15 protein-coding genes and 1 pseudogene are annotated in these 17,715 nt (G+C 63.6%); 7 read left to right on the plus strand and 9 right to left on the minus strand.

Annotated elements, in window-relative coordinates:
- Nucleotides 1–243: 243 nt before the first annotated feature.
- The 3 genes and pseudogenes from PAN08_RS16845 to rpsU all read right to left on the minus strand — a co-directional run.
- A pseudogene (locus tag PAN08_RS16845) lies at nt 244–1,098 on the minus strand (YihY/virulence factor BrkB family protein); the annotation flags it as partial.
- A 375-nt stretch (nt 1,099–1,473) separates the two neighbouring features.
- Complete coding sequence (locus PAN08_RS16850) at nt 1,474–1,920, minus strand: GatB/YqeY domain-containing protein (RefSeq protein ID WP_269792683.1); 447 nt, start codon at nt 1,918–1,920, stop codon at nt 1,474–1,476.
- 144 nt (nt 1,921–2,064) lie between these two features.
- Nucleotides 2,065–2,280, minus strand: a complete 216-nt coding sequence (gene rpsU / locus PAN08_RS16855) for a 30S ribosomal protein S21 (protein WP_002808376.1) — start codon at nt 2,278–2,280, stop codon at nt 2,065–2,067.
- A 123-nt stretch (nt 2,281–2,403) separates the two neighbouring features.
- On the opposite strand from rpsU, the gene tsaD reads away from it, so the two are divergent.
- The 5 genes from tsaD to PAN08_RS16880 all read left to right on the plus strand — a co-directional run bounded on the left by tsaD (nt 2,404) and on the right by PAN08_RS16880 (nt 8,364).
- Nucleotides 2,404–3,447 (plus strand): tRNA (adenosine(37)-N6)-threonylcarbamoyltransferase complex transferase subunit TsaD, encoded by a 1,044-nt coding sequence (gene tsaD, locus PAN08_RS16860; RefSeq protein ID WP_269792684.1) that lies wholly within the window; start codon nt 2,404–2,406, stop codon nt 3,445–3,447.
- A gap of 154 nt (nt 3,448–3,601) precedes the next feature.
- Nucleotides 3,602–3,961, plus strand: a complete 360-nt coding sequence (gene folB, locus PAN08_RS16865) for a dihydroneopterin aldolase (RefSeq protein WP_057633341.1) — start codon at nt 3,602–3,604, stop codon at nt 3,959–3,961.
- 124 nt (nt 3,962–4,085) lie between these two features.
- Nucleotides 4,086–5,339 carry a mechanosensitive ion channel domain-containing protein gene (locus PAN08_RS16870; RefSeq protein ID WP_269792685.1) on the plus strand — a complete coding sequence of 418 codons (1,254 nt, stop codon included), beginning with the start codon at nt 4,086–4,088 and terminating at the stop codon, nt 5,337–5,339.
- A gap of 186 nt (nt 5,340–5,525) precedes the next feature.
- A complete protein-coding gene (gene bglX / locus PAN08_RS16875) occupies nt 5,526–7,700 on the plus strand; it encodes a beta-glucosidase BglX (RefSeq protein ID WP_269792686.1) in 2,175 nt (724 codons plus the stop codon).
- 178 nt (nt 7,701–7,878) lie between these two features.
- Nucleotides 7,879–8,364, plus strand: a complete 486-nt coding sequence (locus PAN08_RS16880; protein WP_269792687.1) for a hypothetical protein — start codon at nt 7,879–7,881, stop codon at nt 8,362–8,364.
- Between the two features lie 84 nt (nt 8,365–8,448).
- Here PAN08_RS16880 and PAN08_RS16885 read toward each other — a convergent pair whose 3' ends face one another.
- A complete protein-coding gene (locus tag PAN08_RS16885; RefSeq protein ID WP_269792688.1) occupies nt 8,449–9,606 on the minus strand; it encodes a PQQ-dependent sugar dehydrogenase in 1,158 nt (385 codons plus the stop codon).
- Between the two features lie 160 nt (nt 9,607–9,766).
- Between PAN08_RS16885 and yiaA the strand changes: the two genes are divergently transcribed.
- The gene (yiaA, locus tag PAN08_RS16890) at nt 9,767–10,210 is read left to right on the plus strand and encodes an inner membrane protein YiaA (protein ID WP_269792830.1); all 444 of its coding nucleotides are present in this window, start codon (nt 9,767–9,769) and stop codon (nt 10,208–10,210) included.
- 77 nt (nt 10,211–10,287) lie between these two features.
- On the opposite strand, the gene PAN08_RS16895 is transcribed toward yiaA, so the two are convergent.
- The 5 genes from PAN08_RS16895 to PAN08_RS16915 form a co-directional block, all read right to left on the minus strand.
- On the minus strand, nt 10,288–11,574 hold the full coding sequence (locus PAN08_RS16895) for a cation:dicarboxylase symporter family transporter (RefSeq protein WP_269792689.1): 1,287 nt from the start codon (nt 11,572–11,574) through the stop codon (nt 10,288–10,290).
- On the minus strand, nt 11,571–12,362 hold the full coding sequence (locus tag PAN08_RS16900; RefSeq protein WP_269792690.1) for a hypothetical protein: 792 nt from the start codon (nt 12,360–12,362) through the stop codon (nt 11,571–11,573). Before PAN08_RS16900 ends, PAN08_RS16895 begins: the two co-directional genes overlap by 4 nt.
- A gap of 17 nt (nt 12,363–12,379) precedes the next feature.
- Entirely contained in the window at nt 12,380–13,228 is an 849-nt protein-coding gene (locus PAN08_RS16905) for a MurR/RpiR family transcriptional regulator (protein ID WP_269792691.1), read from the minus strand.
- Nucleotides 13,229–13,487: 259 nt separating this feature from the next.
- Nucleotides 13,488–14,585, minus strand: coding sequence for a dipeptide epimerase (locus tag PAN08_RS16910; RefSeq protein WP_269792692.1), 1,098 nt, complete (start codon nt 14,583–14,585; stop codon nt 13,488–13,490).
- Nucleotides 14,582–16,042 (minus strand): SH3 domain-containing protein, encoded by a 1,461-nt coding sequence (locus tag PAN08_RS16915; RefSeq protein ID WP_269792693.1) that lies wholly within the window; start codon nt 16,040–16,042, stop codon nt 14,582–14,584. Before PAN08_RS16915 ends, PAN08_RS16910 begins: the two co-directional genes overlap by 4 nt.
- Nucleotides 16,043–16,256: 214 nt before the next feature.
- Here PAN08_RS16915 and PAN08_RS16920 point away from each other — a divergent pair, with 214 nt between their 5' ends.
- On the plus strand, nt 16,257–17,675 hold the full coding sequence (locus PAN08_RS16920; RefSeq protein ID WP_269792831.1) for a transglutaminase-like domain-containing protein: 1,419 nt from the start codon (nt 16,257–16,259) through the stop codon (nt 17,673–17,675).
- The last annotated feature ends 40 nt before the right edge of the window (nt 17,676–17,715 follow it).

The raw sequence follows: 17,715 nt of genomic DNA on the forward strand, positions 1-17,715 counted from the left end.
CAGCGCCGCCGGATGGCGGGGCACAACAAGGATGGCTGGGAAGTGTACTAGCCTGCGTCGGCGCTGGCAGGGCGGGTGCTCAGATCAACGGCAATGGCACCTCTCCCCACCTCTTGGCCCTGTGATGCGAAAGGGTGCAAACCTCGTAGGCCCGTAATCTGGTCGGCTGCCGAGAGCCAACGGTCGCCGGCGAAAGGGTGCGGAGTAGGCCTTTCAGCCTGGGAGGTGCGGTTCGTCCGGTATCGACTCTCGTGCCTTCCGCGCCTGCGCACGTTCATCAATCACCGCGGTGATCAACGCGCCTCCAAAGAACACCACGCTGGCGTAGTAGATCCACACCAGCATGATCACCAGCGTGCCCATCGAGCCATAGGCGCTGCCAGGGGCGGCGTTGGCGATGTACAGGCCGATGCCATAGCGGCCCAGTACGAACAGCACCGCAGTGATGGCGCCGCCCACGAACGCCTGGCGCCAGCTGACCGGGCGGTCGGGCAGGTAGTGATAGAGGAAGGCAAAGCCGAGTGCGTACAGCAGCACGGTGGTGATGTACGCGACGGCCGGCAGTACCGAGGGCAGGTGCGCGAAGATCACCTGCAACGCGGTGGTGGCGACCATCGACACGATCAGCAGGAAGCCCAGCGCCAGCACCACGCCGGCAGAGAACATGCGCTTCTGCAGCCAGCCAAAGAGGCCTTCGAAACGTCGCGAGTCGGAATGAAAGATCAGGTTCAACGCGGCCTGCAGCTGCGCGAACACCACCGTGGCGCCGATGAACAGCAGCAACAGGCTCCACAGGCCGGCCAGCGAGCCCAGGTCCGGCTGGGCCGAGGCATTGGCGATGATGGTTTGTGCCACCTGCGCCACGCTTGGCCCTGCCAGTGAGGCGATCTGGTCAACCAATGCCTGCTGCGCCGGCGGATACAGCGAGGCGGTCAGCCACAGCAGCAATATCAGCAACGGGGCCAGCGAGAGCAGGGTGTAGAACGCCAGCGAAGCGGCCTGGGTCATCACATCGGTTTCGACGAAGCGCCGCATCAAGGCGGCGGGCAGACTCTGTTGCAGCTTGTCGAAACGGGAACGCAGGGAGTCGATGGACATACGGCCTTGCATGCGAATGGTGTTGCCTCTGAGATGCCGGTGATGCGGATGTTGTAGTGGAAAGCAGCTTTTGCGCAGGTGAAGGCGAGCCGCCGCGAAGCTGGCAATACCGCTGGCTTGCCGGCCGCAGGGTGATTCCCATACCTCGATCACGTATGGCGCCCCCGTGGGCTTTCGGCGGCCGACATGCGTTGCAGGCATGCCGTGAATCATGGGTAGGGCGGGTGATTGCGCACCGGGTGCGCTGTGCCTGCCCGGGCAACGTGGCCCCCGCAGGAGGTGGCTTAAGCGGCTCCCATCCGTCCGGCGCGACCTGGAAACAACAAGGCCCGCTTGCTGGCGGGCCTTGTTGAATGCGGCAAGGGCGGGGCTGGATCAGCCGCCCAGAGCCTGCTTGACCAGCTTGGACACCAAGCCCATGTCGGCCTTGCCTGCCAGCTTGGGCTTGAGTACGCCCATCAGCTTGCCCATGTCCGCCGCGCTGGCTGCGCCGGTTTCGGCGATGGCAGCGGTGACAGCCGCCTGGATTTCGGCGTCGCCCATCTTGGCCGGCAGGTAGCGCTCGATCACGACGATTTCGTCGCGTTCGATCACGGCCAAGTCTTCGCGGCTGGCTGCTTCAAACTGGGTGACCGAGTCCTTGCGCTGCTTGACCATCTTGTCGAGCACGGCAATCACGTCGGCGTCGGTCAGCTCGATGCGCTCGTCTACTTCACGCTGCTTGATGGCGGCGTTGATCAGGCGGATCACGCCCAGGGAGTGCTTGTCGCCGGCCTTCATGGCGGCCTTCATGTCATCGATTAGCTGTTGCTTCATGCTCATGGATCACCTCATGTCGGGATCGGATTGCGGTTTGAACAACGGATTCAGGTATGACGGGAACGCAAAAAGCCGGCTACGCTTGCGCGTGCCGGCTCTCACTCCAGTACGGAAGGCCGAAGCCCTCCGTTCAGGAGTCGCGTCCGATCAGTACAGGCGCTGACGCTTGGTGACGTCGCGCGAGGAACGACGCAGCTGGCGCTTGACGGCAGCAGCGGCCTTGCGCTTGCGTTCCTGGGTCGGCTTTTCGTAGAACTCGCGCTTGCGGGTTTCGGCCAGCACGCCGGCCTTTTCGCAAGTGCGCTTGAAGCGGCGGAGAGCAAACTCGAAGGGCTCGTTCTCGCGGACTTTAACGCTGGGCATGGAATCTCCGGGACACAATGAAACCGGGTCACGCCCGGCGAGCCGCGCATTATAGTCCCTTTAAAAATGGGTGCAAGTCCCCCGGGGTTTGCTGCGCGACGGGAGAGGTCCACAATGGCTCCCATGAAAGTTCTCGGCATTGAATCATCCTGTGATGAGACCGGCGTAGCGGTCTATGACACGGCCCTTTCCGGCGCGGCGGCCCTGCGTGCGCATGCGGTTTACAGCCAGATTGCGCTGCATGCTGAATACGGCGGCGTAGTACCGGAGCTGGCCAGTCGCGACCACGTGCGCAAGACGCTGCCGCTGATCCGGCAGACCCTGGACGAGGCGGGCATCGCCATCTCTGACATTGAGGGCGTGGCCTATACGGCCGGTCCCGGGCTGGTCGGCGCCTTGTTGGTGGGGGCCGGCGTTGCGCGGTCGCTGGCCTGGGGGCTGGATGTGCCGGCCATTGCCGTACATCACATGGAAGGCCACTTGTTGGCACCCCTGATGGAGGACGACCCACCGGAGGCACCGTTCGTGGCGCTGCTGGTGTCCGGCGGGCATACCCAGCTGATCGCGGTGGAGGCCATTGGCAAGTACCGCCTGCTGGGCGAAACACTGGATGACGCGGCCGGTGAGGCTTTTGACAAGACCGCCAAAATGATGGGCCTGCCGTACCCGGGCGGCCCACAGCTGGCCAAGCTGGCCGAAGCGGGAACGCCGGGGCGCTACAAGTTCGCGCGGCCGATGACCGACCGCCCAGGTGTGGATTTCAGCTTCTCTGGGCTCAAGACCCAAGTGCTGCTGGCTTGGCGCGACAGTGACCAGAGCGAGCAGACCCGCGCTGATATCGCCAGGGGCTTCGAGGATGCAGTGGTCGATACATTGGCCATCAAGTGTGGCCGCGCGCTGGATGCGGCCGGTTGTGACGTCCTGGTGGTGGCTGGCGGGGTCGGTGCCAACAAGCGCCTGCGTGCCAAGCTGCAGGATGCGGCGCAGCGTCGCGGTGGCCGGGTGTGTTTCCCGCGTCCGGAACTGTGCACCGACAACGGCGCGATGATTGCCTTCGCTGGCGCGCTGCGGCTGCAGGCGGGCCAGCGCAGTCCCGCTGAGGTCAAGGTCACTCCGCGTTGGGACATGGCGTTGTTGCCGCCGTTGGTGGCGCAGAGCGGGGAGTAACAGCAGGGAGAGCAAAGAGCGGGGAAGGGGTGCTGGTGGCGCGTGCGGTGGTGTTTTCCCCCGTTGTTTTCAACACGCTGAAATCTTGATCCCCCGCTTTTAACGCCCCTGCACTTACCATTCCCTGTTCCCCAATTCCGGTTCCTTGCTTCAAATGGACAAAGTATTCATCGAAGGGCTCGAGATCGACGCCCTGATCGGCATCTACGACTGGGAACGGCGTATTCGCCAGACGCTGGTGTTCGATCTGGAAATGGGCTTCGACAATCGCAAGCCTGCGGCGACCGACGACATTGCCCACACCCTCAATTACAAGGCAGTGAGCAAGCGCCTGATGGAATTCGTGCGCGGCTCCGACTTCGGCCTGGTAGAGACGCTGGCTGAGCGCTGTGCGCAGATCGTGCTGGATGAGTTCAACGTGCAATGGCTGCGTTTGAAGCTGAGCAAACCCGGCGCAGTGCGTGGTGCGCGTGCGGTAGGTGTGATCATCGAGCGCTCGCGCGCTGCTGAGTAATCCCTCGTCGTGATCCTGATTGGCGGCAGCGCATGCCGCCTGTCGACAAGTGCGTGCGCGGTAGTTCGCGGCCGGCAGTTGCACGGGCCGCGAATGAAAACAGAGACAAAAGGAACGAAAACTGATGGCAGTAATGGGAATCCGTTGGCTGGCTGAGCTGGAAGCCACCTTGGCGCCGTATCCGATGGCGTACCCGGCCGTGGCGCTGGCCGCGCTGGTACTGGTGGCGTGGCTGGCCAATTTCATCACCAAGCGCATTCTGCTCGCGGGCCTGCACCGGGTGATCGAGCGTTTCTCCGGCCCGGAACGGGATACCAAGCAGTCGCTGCGGGTGATCGCACGGCTGGCCAACATCGTGCCGTCGGTGGTGCTCGCCGCTGGCCTGAGCATTGTGCCGGAGCTGCCGCCGGGGCTGGTCACGGTGCTGAAAGCGTTGTGCCATGCATGGACCGTGCTGACCATCGCCCTGGCGATTTCGCATGCACTGGACGCCTTCAACAACTTCTACGAACGCCGCGCCGACGCACGCAACAAGCCGATCAAGGGCTACCTGCAGGTGGTCAGGATCGTGGTGTTCGTGGTGGCCGGTTTGTCGATCGTGGCGGTGCTGGTTGGCGTTGAGCTGCTACACCTGATCACCGGCCTGGGCGCGGCCACGGCGGTGTTCATGCTGATTTTCCAGGACACCATCCTGTCGTTGGTGGCCAGTGTGCAGATCAGCGGCGATGGCCGCGTGCGCATTGGCGACTGGATCGAAATGCCCAGCCAGAACGCCGATGGCGACGTGATCGATATCGCGTTGCACACCGTCACGGTGCAGAACTGGGATAAGACCGTCACCACCATTCCGACCAAGAAGCTGGTGACCGAGTCGTTCAAGAACTGGCGCGGCATGCAGGAGTCGGGCGGTCGGCGAATCAAGCGGTCGATCTACCTGGACCAGCACAGCGTGCGTTTTGTGGATGCGCAGGGGCTGCAGCGATTGAGCCAGTTCGCCCTGCTCGATGACTACCTGGCCGGCAAGCAGCAGGAGCTGCAGCAGTGGAACGCGCAGGTGGCGCAGGCGCATCCGGAGCCGGTCAATGCGCGCCGGCTGACCAACCTGGGTACCTTCCGTGCCTATGTGGAGCTTTACCTGCGGCACAACGCTGAAATCCACCAGGACATGACCCTGTTGGTGCGACAGATGGCGCCCACCCCGCAGGGGCTGCCGCTGGAAATCTACTGCTTCACCGCCTCCACGGCATGGGCGAAGTACGAGGCCACCCAGTCGGATGTGTTTGACCACCTGCTGGCGATCCTGCCGGAGTTCGGTTTGAACGTGTTCCAGGAATCCAGCGACGCCATGCTGATGCGCGCCCGCGAGCTGCGGGAGTAGTAACGGGCCGCCGAGCGTTGCCGGGGCGGGGCCGCTGAAGCGGGTGTTTGGGAACCGAGCCGCGCTGCGCGGGGGTATTCCCGGCGAGCCCTTTGCTCAGCATGGTTCGGCACTCCCGGCGCGCCTGCTTCACGGCGGTGGCGCTAGAATCCGCGCCTTGCAAACGTTTTCAATGAAGGATTTCCGGTGGCTTCAGACCATATCGAATCGCTGATCGCCCGAATGACCGTCGACGAGAAGGTCGGCCAGTTGGGAGTGTTCGCCGACATGGTTCGCCCGTTCGCGCCCGACGTGAACCCGGAAGCCAATGTGCACAACGCCGAGCAGGTGTTGGAGCAAGTGCGTGCCGGGCGAGTGGGCTCGCTGTTCAACGGCGTCGGTGCAGAAGCTGGGCGCCGTATCCAGCAGGTGGCGGTGGAAGAGAGCCGCCTGGGCATTCCGGTGATTCTGGCCGCCGATGTCATCCACGGCATGCGCACGGTGTTCCCGATCCCGCTGGGCGAAGCCGCCAGCTTTGAGCCGGAACTGGCCCGCCGTACCGCACGCGCCACTGCCGTTGAAGCGACCGCTGCCGGTATCCATTGGACTTACGCACCCAACGTGGATATCGCCCGTGACCAGCGTTGGGGCCGGGGTGCCGAAGGTGCTGGCGAAGACGTGGTGCTGGGCACCGCCTTTGCCGTGGCCCGCGTGCGCGGATTCCAGGGCGATGACCTGAGGGCCGAAGACGCGCTGTTGTCCACACCCAAGCATTTCGCCGCGTATGGCGCGGTGGCTGCCGGCATGGAGTATGCGCAGGTGGATATTTCGCCGCAGACATTGCGTGACACGCACCTGCCGCCGTTCAAGGCCGCGTTGGAGGCCGGCGCGTTGAGCGTGATGAGCGCCTTCAACGACATCAATGGTGTGCCGGCCAGCGCCAACCGTGCGCTGCTCACCGAGTTGCTGCGCGATGAATGGAAGTTCGATGGCGTGGTGGTTTCCGACTACACCGCCGACATGGAACTGATTGCACATGGTTACGCTGCCGACGAAGTAGACGCCACGCGCAAGGCTTTCATGGCGGGTCTGGATCTGAGCATGCAGAGCGGCTTCTACGACCGGCACCTGGCCGGTTTGGTGGAAGCGGGCGATGTCCCGATGGCCGTGCTGGATGCCTCGGTGCGCCGCATCCTGCAGCTGAAGGAGGCCATCGGTTTGTTCGATGATCCCTACCGTTCGCTGGACCCGGTGCGCGAGGCCGATCAATCGTATATCGCCGCGCACGATGCCTTGTCGCGTGACGCCGCGCGGCGTTCGATCGTACTGCTGAAGAACGACGATGCTGTGCTGCCATTGAAGAAGCAGGGGCAGAAGATCGCGCTGATCGGGCCCTTCGTGCAGGACCGCGACAACATCGAAGGTTGCTGGACCCTGTTCGGTGACAAGGCGCGTTACGTCACCCTGGAAAGCGGTGTGCGTGCCGCACTGGACGACGACTCTGTATTGGAGGTCGTGCCCGGGTGTGAACTGGAAGCCCCATTGGATGGCGGTATTGAAGCCGCGGTGGATGCCGCACGGCGCGCGGATGTGGCGGTGCTGGCACTGGGCGAACCGCAGCGTTACACCGGCGAGGCGCAGTCGCGGGTTGAACTCACGTTGCCACCGGCACAGCAGGCGCTGGCCGAGGCCGTTGCCGCCACCGGTACGCCGGTGGTGGTGCTGCTGCGCAATGGCCGTGCGTTGGCATTGCAGGGCGCGGTGCGTGATGCGCAGGCCATCGCAGTGACGTGGTACCTGGGCACACAGACCGGCCCGGCGGTGGCCGATGTGTTGTTCGGCGATTACAGCCCGTCGGCACGGTTGCCAGTGAGCTTCCCATTGGCGTCGGGGCAACAACCGTTCTTCTACAACCACCCGCGCAGTGGCCGGCCGGAATTGCCGGGCGTCACCGAGTTCAAATCGCGTTGGCGCGAAATTCCGAATGCGCCGCTGTATGCATTCGGGCATGGTTTGGCTTACACCACGTTCGCTTATGACGCACCGCGTTTGAGCACGCCGCAGCTGGATTGGGACGGTGAACTGGTCATCAGTACCACCGTCACCAACAGCGGCAATGTGGCTGGCGAAGAGGTGGTGCAGCTGTATGTGCATGACCGTGTCGCCAGCCGCGTGCGCCCGGTGCGCGAGCTGAAGGATTTCCGCAAGATCGCGCTGGCACCGGGTGAATCGATGCAGGTGCAGTTCCACCTGCAGCGTGAGCAGCTTGCCTTCACCGGTGTTGATGGCGTGTTCCGCGCCGAGCCGGGTTTGTTCGACGTGTGGGTATGCGCCTCGTCGGCAAGCGGGGAGCCGGTGACCTTCGAGCTGCTGGCGCCCTGACAATCTGGGGCGGTTCCTGGGCGCATTGCGCTCACCCGGACTGCCAATGCGCCGTACGGGGTAGCTCGGCGCTGATCTCACAGGCATGGATGCAAACGGGTGACAGTTGACACATTGCAGCGGCGCACGGACGTGTGATGCTCGCGCCATCTTGGGGAAAGCCGCGATGCCAGCACCGATGCCTGTGTACCTTCCGTGGTTGATGACCGCCGGTTTTGGCTGGCTGTACTACCGGCGCATCCGTCGCCATTTTGGGTGGCAACCCTGGCGTCCAGTGCGGAATAGTGTCCGCATCGTGTTGCTGTCGGTGCTGGGCCTGCTGCTGGCATGGGGCGCGACGTATATGCGGCATGCGGCCCCGGGGATGATGATCGGCGCGGTAACGGGCATTGCCCTGGGCGTGTTTGGTTTGAAGTACACCCGCATCAGCCCGCGTGATGGCAGACCCGGTTACACGCCCAACCCCTGGATCGGTGGCGTGCTGTCGATAGTGCTGGTCGGCCGCCTGGCGTGGCGCTGGTACAACGGGGCTTTCAGTCAGGGAATGATGCAGGGCGGCGGCAGCGTCAGCCCGTTGACGATGGGCCTGGTGGCCGCGTTGCTCAGCTACGGCCTGGTGCAGGCGGTGGGGCTGAGCCTGCGGTTGCGGCGCGCCGTTGTGTAGGAACGACTTCAGTCGCCAAGCATGTACGCCTGAGGCAGTACGTGCTTGGCGACCAAGCCCGCTCCTAGAAGCGGGCTTTGACGGTCAGCTGGCTTTGGGCGTCAGTTTCAGCAGGCGACCCTCGCTGCCATCTTCCAACAGCCACAGGGCGCCGTCCGGGCCTTGTTCCACTTCGCGGATACGGTTACCCATGTCGAAGCGTTCGGCCTCACGCGCTTTATCGCCGTCGAATGCCACGCGCACCAGCGACTTGGACGACAGGCCACCGATGAAACCGCTGCCCTGCCACTGCGGGAACAGTGTGCCGCTGTAGATGATGAAACCCGCCGGTGAGATCACCTGGCGCCACGTCACCACCGGAGCGATGAATTCCGGGCGCGTGTCATGGTCGGGAATCGGGCGGCCGTCGTAGTGATCGCCGTTGGAGACGATGGGATAACCGTAGTTGCCGCCGCGCTGGATCAGGTTCAGCTCATCGCCGCCCTTCGGGCCCATTTCGTGTTCCCACAGTTTGCCGTGGGTATCGAAGGCCAAACCCAGCACGCTGCGGTGGCCCAGCGACCACACCTGGTCGGCGGGGGAGCCCTGCGCGACGAAGGGGTTGTCGGCCGGAATGCTGCCGTCGTCGTTGATGCGGATGATCTTGCCCAGGTTGCTCTTCATGTCCTGGGCCGGATCGAACTTCTGCCGCTCGCTGGAGCTGATCCACAGCTTGCCGTCCGGGCCGAATGCCATGCGATGTCCATAGTGGCCGCGACCACTGACCTTGGGCGTCTGCCGCCAGATCACCTGCGCGTCACTGAGCTGTCCGCCACCGGCGGCATCAAGCACCAGTTTGGCGCGTGCCACGGCCGCGCCGCGGGTATCGCCTTCGCCTTCCTCGGCATAGCTGTAATAGACCCAACCGTTGCTGGCGAACTGCGGATGCACGACCACATCACCCAGGCCGCCCTGGCCGCCGTAGGCCACGGCCGGTACGCCGCTGATCTGGCCACGTTTGCCGCTGGCCGGGTCGAAGTGGACCAGCTTGCCGGCTTTCTCGGTGATGAGCGCGCTGCCATCGGGCAGGAACGTCATCGCCCAGGGCTCGTTGAAGCGGGCGGTTTCCGTCGCGGTGAACGGCCATTGCGCGGCCTTCACCGCCGCTTCGGCGGCGGGGTCTGCCGGGTCGGCGGAACAGGCGGAGGTGAACAGGGCGGGGGTCAGTGCCAGCGCCATGCTGAGCAGAAGGGGACGGGGCATAGGGATCTCCGGGTGCGGGAAGCGATGTCCAAGTGGGTTTTTTACAGCATGCTGGTCAGCTTTGCTGGCGGTTTGGGGTGGGAGTAATTGCTGCAATCACTCAACATGGTCAGCCGCGTGCCGACAGGTAGCGCTTTTACCTCCAAGGAAAGGAATCATGATGAACAAGCACGCCAATCGACCGTCAGCCGCCTTCATTGCCGCATCGTGGTGCGGGTTGCTGCTGGGTGCCGCCTCTTACCTCATCGGCCTGTTCAATGCCGGCATGCAGCTCAATGAGAAGGGCTACTACCTGGCGTTGCTGCTGTTTGGCTTGTTTGCGGCGGTGTCGCTGCAGAAGAGCGTGCGTGACCGGGTGGAAGGCGTGGCAGTGAGTGGTTTGTACTATTCACTGGCGTGGTTCGCGCTGCTGTCGGCGTTGCTGTTGCTGGTGGTCGGCTTGTGGAATGCGACGCTGATGCTCAGCGAAAAGGGCTTCTACGGCATGGCGTATGCGCTGGCGTTGTTTGGTGCAGTAGCCGTGCAGAAGAATACGCGTGACCTGATGGCGGCCGATGCGGCCTATGGGGAAGCCCCGCTGCCAGCGTTGCCGTCGCAGGAATAAGCTTCATGCGGTAACGGCAACAACAAGAAGGGCGGGAGCACAGCTCCCGCCCTTTTGTTTTCAGCGTCTCGCACGGCTCAGCCTTCGGCGGGACTGTCCGGCTCTGCGGTTATGCGCGAGTGCTTGGCGACGATGCCGGTGGCGGTGACGCCGCCCGTGGCGTTGCCGATGGTGCAGAACACATCCGGGATGGTGTCCACCGCCAGCAGCACGCCCAGCGGCTCGACCGGCAAGCCCAGGCTCTGGGTGATCGGCAGGTTGTTGGTCATGAAGTTGGCCTGGCCGGGCAGGCCGGTGGAGCCCATGCTGATGACCGCTGCCAGCAATACCGCGACCGCGTACTGCGAGGTGTGCACCTCAATGCCATACAACCAGGCGATGAAGCTGGCCACAGCGATGTACTGCGCCGGGCTGGTGATGCGGAACAGCGACACCGCCATCGGCAGCACCAGTGAGGTCAACGCCGCCGGGTAGCCCAGTCGATTGCGTGCGCTGTCGATCATCGCCGGCAGTGATGCCAGTGACGACTGCGTGCTGCCGGCAATCACCTGCACCGGTACCAGCGCGGCGGCGAAGCGGCGCAGCGGTTCACCGGCGGCAACGCGGGCCACGCCGTACAGCAGCAACGTGATCAGGATGTAGATCACGCACATCAGCACGATGTAGTAGCCGAGCACGCCGAGCACGCTCATGCCCACTTCGGCACAGACCACCAGCACCAGTGCAAACACACCCACCGGCGCGGCCCACAGCACCCAGCGCACGATGGTGATCATGGTGTCGGCAATGATGCGGATGATGTCCAGGATGCGGTCGCGGCGTTCCGGCTCCTGTCGGCTCAGCGCAAAGCCGAAGAACATGGCAAACACCACCAGCGGCAGCATCGCCGAGGACGCGGCCGCAGAGATGGCATTGCTGGGAATCAACGAGCTGATCCACTGCGCAGCACTCAGTGGTGTAGCGGCGGCGGTGGGCGACCGCAGGGCGTCGCGGAAGGTCTGGATGGTGTCCGCATCACGCGGCAGCAGATCCAGCAGGGCCGGAGTGATCACGGCGGAGAAGGCAGCCGAGCCCACCAGCAATATCAGGAACACGATGATCGCGTTGCGTGCAGTGCGCCCCGACGCGGCAGCGTTGCTGGCGGTATTGACGCCCACAATCACCAGCGCGGTGACCAATGGCACCACCGTCATCTGCAGCGCGTTGAGCCAGAGCCGGCCGATGGGCCGCACGACGTCGGCGACTTTCAGGGCGAGCACTTGGTCGTAGGCGGTCAGGGAAAGGCCGACGATGGCGGCCAGTACCAGTGCGATCAGCACTTTCACGGGTGCCGACAGGGTGAAGCGGTGTGTGGAATTGCTCAATGCATGGCCTCCTTCAGTGCTGGCAGACCCCAGCTGAGGCGCAGGCGTTCGTACTCCTGTTCGGGAAGCAGGACGAACAACGGCTTGGCAGCGGGCGAAAGCCAGGCGAGCAGGTCGCTCATCTGCGGTGGCTCCATCGCGGTGCAACCGGCAGTGGCCTCGCCGGCCTCGCGGCGCAGGTGGGCGAAGATGCAGCTGCCCTGGCCGGGGACATTGGCCGGGTTGTGCTCGATGACGAAGCCTTCGCGATACCGCAGGTCGCCATTGTTGTGCAGGTCCAGGCGCATGGCTTCGGTCGAGCCCTTCACCGCATCGGTACCCACCTGCGCGGCATCAACGATGCGGTTGTACAGCGGCGATGCGGGTACATCCATGCAATAGCTGCTGGCCCGCATTGGCTGGTACGGCAGTGCGCTGCGGATGTGCTCGGCATAGCCGAATGCAGGGCCGATGTTGAAGATGCCAGCCGGGCTGCGACCGTCGCCTTCGTGTTTTTGCGGGCCATCGTTCTGTTGCGGATGCAGGCCAATGCCCCATGCGCTACCGGCGCGGCCCAGCGATACATCAAAGCCGGCAGCGTGAGCCTGCCAGCCGCCCTCAGTACGCTCAAAGGCTTGCAGTCGGCCGGAAGGCGCGTCCCACGAAGGCGTGGTGACTACCACCAGCTGCTGTGCGCCGTGTACGGGCGTGGCCAGTGGCGCGGCGGAGGCAACCGAGGCCGCCAGCGTGAGCAGGCACACCAGCGGTGACAGCAACTGCCGAGCAGTGGAGTGGAACAGTGAAGACATGGCGACGGCTCCGGCGGTCAGTTGTCGATCAGTTGCTGGATGCGTTCCTGGTTCAATGCCAGTTGCCGTTGCCTGTCTGGATTGGACTGGCACAACAGCACGAATACGAAATCCAGCAGGTATTGCAGCGAGCAACGGTACAACAGTTGCGCGATCGGAGGCTGCAGATCGTGCGCGCAGATGGCAAGTGATGCATCGGCATGCGCACGCAACGGATTGGCGGTGTGGCGGGTGATCGACACCACTTTTCCACCGACTTCCTGGAACTGACGCGACAGCTGCCACAGCTGTGGCAGCTTGCCGAATTCGGAAAACACCAACATCACATCACCCGGGCGCGCGGCTGACAGATTGGCGGTCATCAGGATGGGGTCGGCGTGTTGCACAGTGAGAATGCCGAGCAGCGACAGGCGCATGGCGAATTCACGTGCATACAGGCCGTCATCGCCGAGGCCATAGATGAAAACCTTGGGCGCGTTGTCGAGCAGTGCGATCACCGCTTCCACATCGGCCTGCGGGTTGGCGACCATGGTTTCTTCTTCGGCCGCAGCCTTGGCACGGCGCAGCGTTTCTGCTGCCTGCAAATAGCCACCGGGCTGGTCTTCCGGCGGCCAATCGGTGGTGTCGCCATTACCGGCCAATGCGACGGCAGCGCCGACTGAATACTTGAGATCCGGGTAGCCCTTGAAGCCGAGTTTCTGGCTGAACTTGACCACGCTGGACTGGCTGATGCCCAGGGCATTGGCCAGTTGCTGCGAGGAGTAGTCGCGCAACAGGTGGGCGTTGTCGAGGATGAAGTCGGCGATACGCCGTTCGATGGCCGACATCTGTTCGCGTTCTGAGCGGATTTTCAGCAGGGGTGGCATGGGCGGGCTGTCGGTTGTCCGATGGCGACTCTAAGGGATTGTGGACGGTTGTGGCGCGGGTGCTGTGGCTGTATCCCTCGGCCTCTCCCCTGTGCGTTGCGCACGGGAGCGGGTGAAGCTGCGGATTCGTAGCGGGTGACGACGGCGGCACCCACAACAAAAACAGCACCTGCGTTGACAGGTGCTGTATCAGATTTTCTGGCGCGCGCTGGGGCAGCGGCAGCAACTGCGTCTGTGCAGATTGCCGTCGCCACTGCGGTCACGGCTTGATCATCTCCAGCCCGCGTACCTCCACAATGCCCAGCCCCGGTGCGTCGGTAATGCTGATCTCCGATTCGTTGAAGATCACGCCACCCTCCACGGGGTTGAACTGGCTCAACGACGGACCATCAAGGTCCACCTTGCTGATCACGCCCGCCTTGGCGACTGCCAGGTGCACCGCTGCGGCCACGCTGATGCTCGACTCGAGCATGCAGCCGATCATGCATGGCACGCCATACAACGAGGCGATATCGGCAATCTTGATCGCGTTGGAAATGCCGCCGGTCTTCATCAATTTGATGTTGATGATGTCCGCCGCGCCCTGCTGGATCAGGTCGAACACCTGCTCAGGACTGAACACACTTTCGTCGGCCATCACGGGCGTGTTGACCCGCTCGGTCACGTACTTCATGCCGGCGATGTCGGCCGCCTTCACTGGCTGCTCCAGCAGTTCCAGGATCACGCCGGCGTTTTCCAGCTCGCGCATGGCATACACCGCCTGTTTGGCAGTCCAGCCCTGGTTGGCGTCCAGGCGTAACAAGGCACGGCCTTCGACGGCAGCGTGGATCGCCTTGACCCGTTCGATGTCCAGGCCGATGTCCTTGCCCACCTTGATCTTCAGTGATTCAAAGCCGCGTTCCACCGCCGATAGCGAGTCGGACACCATCTTGTCGATGTAGTCCACGCTGATGGTGATGTCGGTGGTGATGACCGGGTCGCCGCCGCCAAGCATCTGGTACAGCGGTGCACCATGCAGCTGCGCCCACAGATCGTAGACGGCGATTTCCACCGCGGCCTTGGCGCTGGTGTTGCGCTCCAGCGAGGACTGGATGAGCCCGCAGATGCGGTTGAGGTTGGCGATGTCTTCGCCTATCAAACGCGGCTTGATGAAGGTGTTGATGGCTTCGATGATCGAGCCGTGGGTGTCGCCGGTGATCACCGCGGTCGGCGGTGCTTCGCCGTAGCCGGTGTGGCCGGTGTCGGTGCGCACCATCACCACCACGTCCTCCATCGTTTCGACGGTGCGCAGTGCGGTCTTGAACGGGGTTTTCAGGGGCACGCGCAGCATGCCCAGTTCGATGTCGGTGATCTTCATTTGGTCGCTTGTGGGCGGATGCGCTGGATGTTGGTCATGCGGTCGATGTAGCTGGCGGTGTCACTGGCCATCATCGGCTGCAGCGGAGTTACCGAGACGCCGTTGAGGCTGGCATGGACGCGCTTGCCACTGGCATCGAACCAGCTGCCACCGGAGGTGTCGTGGATCACCCAGGTCATGCCGTTGGATTGGCCAATGGCCATCATCACGTGGCCCGGGATGTAGATCAGATCGCCGACCTGCAGGTTGCCGATGGCAGCATCGCGCTTGGCGGTGTTGTCCTTGTCGCTGAAGGCGATGCGGTCCAACGCCGGGCTCACTGCCTGCGCGCTGGTATTGCGTGGCAGTAGCACGCCGAAGCTGCGGTAAATCTCGGAGACGAAGCCACTGCAGTCGCGGGTGTCGTAAGCGTGGCCCCAGCCATAACGCTCGCCCAGGAACTTGAATGCCTGGGTGATGAGGTTGGCCTGGGTCAGTGGCAGGTAGTCGGCGGCGGTGTCCTGCGAACGCGGCAGCAACGCTGGCACCAGCGCCAGGCTGCCGTCGTCATTGCGCACCGGTAGCTGGATGACGTGGCTGGCGTGCGCCTGCTGACCGTTGACCGGTGTCATGGCTGGCCAGTCGGTGAGTACCGGCACGCGCACCCCCATTTCCAGTTGCAGGTCCGACACGCGCGGTTCTTCCGGCGTGTGCACGGTGCGCGCGGTGGCGCCGGTGATCACCCGGTGCGTTGTTGCCTTGCCGTAACCGAAGACCTGCTCGGCAGTGCCGACGCCGACAAAACGCTTTTCCATCCATGCCGCATAGCGCTCGCTGGCGACGAACACCCACTTGCCGTCAGCGCTTTCGTGCAGCACCGCGACCGCGTCACCGGGAAACAGCGCCGATTCCTGGAAGCGGTCGATGTCGGTATCGCCCTGGCTGCTGAACACGCGCAGCTCGGTGGGGAAGGCGCGCAGCGCGGCGCGGTGTACCACCAGCCCGTACTGCACGGGGCGGGTGGCGGGAATGCTGGCCAGCGCCAGGTTGTCGCTGACGGCCTGCAATTGCGCAGCGCTCACCTGTTTGCCCTGTACGTCGTACAGGGTGCGGGTGGGGGCGCGGGAGATGCTGTTGATCTGTTCCTGCACGAAGGTGCGTGTCAGGTTGGCCGGCAATGCCTGCAGGTCGTGGATGGAGCCGTCGAGCTGGCGCATGCGCGTGTTCTGCGCGTCGATGCCAGCGCGGTCCAGGATCACCGCATTGGCATTGGGTTGCTGCGCGATCCAGTGCTGCGGTGCGAGGAAAGACTCTTCCAGCCCGATGATGCCGGCGTAGGCCGGGGCAAGCGGTACGGGCTTTTGCGGGGTAAGCGACAGCGCGAACGCAGGCCCGGCGCACAAAGCCACAGCAAGAATCAGCGCCCGGGACAGCGGGGCAAGACGTCGGCGCTGGGACAGCGTCGGGATGGCGTTCATTGGAGTTCCCCTCGGAGATGCCTTGGAATATTTATTCCTTTCGCCGACGAAAGCAAGAATAAATTATTGACCCGCTACCGGGTGCGTGTTACACAGCGGTTACCACCCCGCTCCTTCTGGATGTGTCGTTGTGGCTTCAACCGCCGATTCTGCATGCTTTGCCCGAGTCCCGTTCGCCCGTAAGGCGGTGGTTTCCGTCCTTTGCATGGCGATGATGTGGACGGTGCAGGCTGGCGAGGCGCCATCCACGCCGCTCCCGGAACTGGAGGCCCGCGTTGACCGCGGTGACTTTGCCGGAGCGCAGGCTGAAATCGACAAGGCCTTGGCAGCACCGGGTACGGATGCACAGGCACGCGATGCCTACGCCTTCCAGCAGGAACGGATGCGACGCATGCGTCTGGATTTCACGCTGGACGAAGCGCAGGCCAAGGCCGCCGTGCGCAAGTCGATTCCTGATCTGCGTGATGAAGAGTTCAAGGCCTGGGACGACGCCGGCCTGATCGAACACCTGGACATCGACGGGCAGCGCCGCTGGTTCAAGCGCGCGCCGAACAACCTGTTCCTGTTCAGCCCGCAAGCGTCTGCGCGTCGCGCACCGGACAAACAATCGTCCCGTCCCGGCCCGTATGAACGGTTGGGGCCGCACCACGCCGCGGTCATCAAGGCATCCGAGCAGAGCGGGCAGACCAGCATCACTCCCAATCGCATCCGCGTCACCCAGTCCATCACGGTGGATGCCGACGCGGTGCCTGCCGGTGAAACCGTGCGCGCATGGATTCCGTACCCGCGTTCGATCCCGGGCCAGCAGGAGAACATCCAATGGCTGGGCAGCATGCCGGAAGGCGCGCAGATTGCACCGGAAGACACGATGCAGCGCACCGCCTACCTGGAGCGCAAGGCCGTTGCCGGCACGCCGACCGAGTTCTCGGTCAGCTACGAACTCACCATCTCCGCACGCCGCTTCATCATTGACCCAGACAAGGTCTTGCCGACGCCCTCTGATCCGGCATTGGCACCGTATCTGGCCGCACGTGCACCGCACGTGGTGTTCACCCCAGCCATGCGTGAGTTTTCGCGCAAGGCCGTCGGCAATGAGACCAACCCTTATCGCGTTGCGAAGAAGCTGTTTGCTGCAGTCGACGCCATTCCATGGGGCGGCGCGCGCGAATATTCCACCATCAGCAACATCTCCGACTACGCGCTGCACGCTGGCCACGCGGACTGTGGCCAGCAGACGCTGCTGCTGATCTCGCTGTTGCGCATGAATGGAATCCCGGCGCGTTGGCAGTCGGGCATGGTCTATTCCGACAACGAGGTGGGTTACAACAACCTGCATGACTGGGGCGCGATGTACCTGGCGCCCTACGGCTGGGTGCCCATGGACGTGAGCACAGGGGCGCTGGCCAGCCCGGAGCCGGCCGAGCGTGATTTCTATTTCGGTGGGCTGGATGCTTATCGAATTGCATTCAATGACGATTACTCGCGCGCGTTTGTGCCTGCAAAGCAGCACTTCCGTTCGGAGACCGTCGATCTGCAGCGCGGTGAAGTGGAGTGGTCCGGGGGGAATCTCTACTTCAACCAATGGCAATACGACTTCCAGACGCAGGTCCTCGCGCCGGAGTCCAAGCAATAGAACGTCGTAACCGTTGTCTTACATACCGATCAACATCTGC

It is taken from the genome of Stenotrophomonas sp. Iso1, assembly GCF_027497995.1.
In the GTDB taxonomy this organism is placed as follows: Bacteria; Pseudomonadota; Gammaproteobacteria; order Xanthomonadales; family Xanthomonadaceae; genus Stenotrophomonas.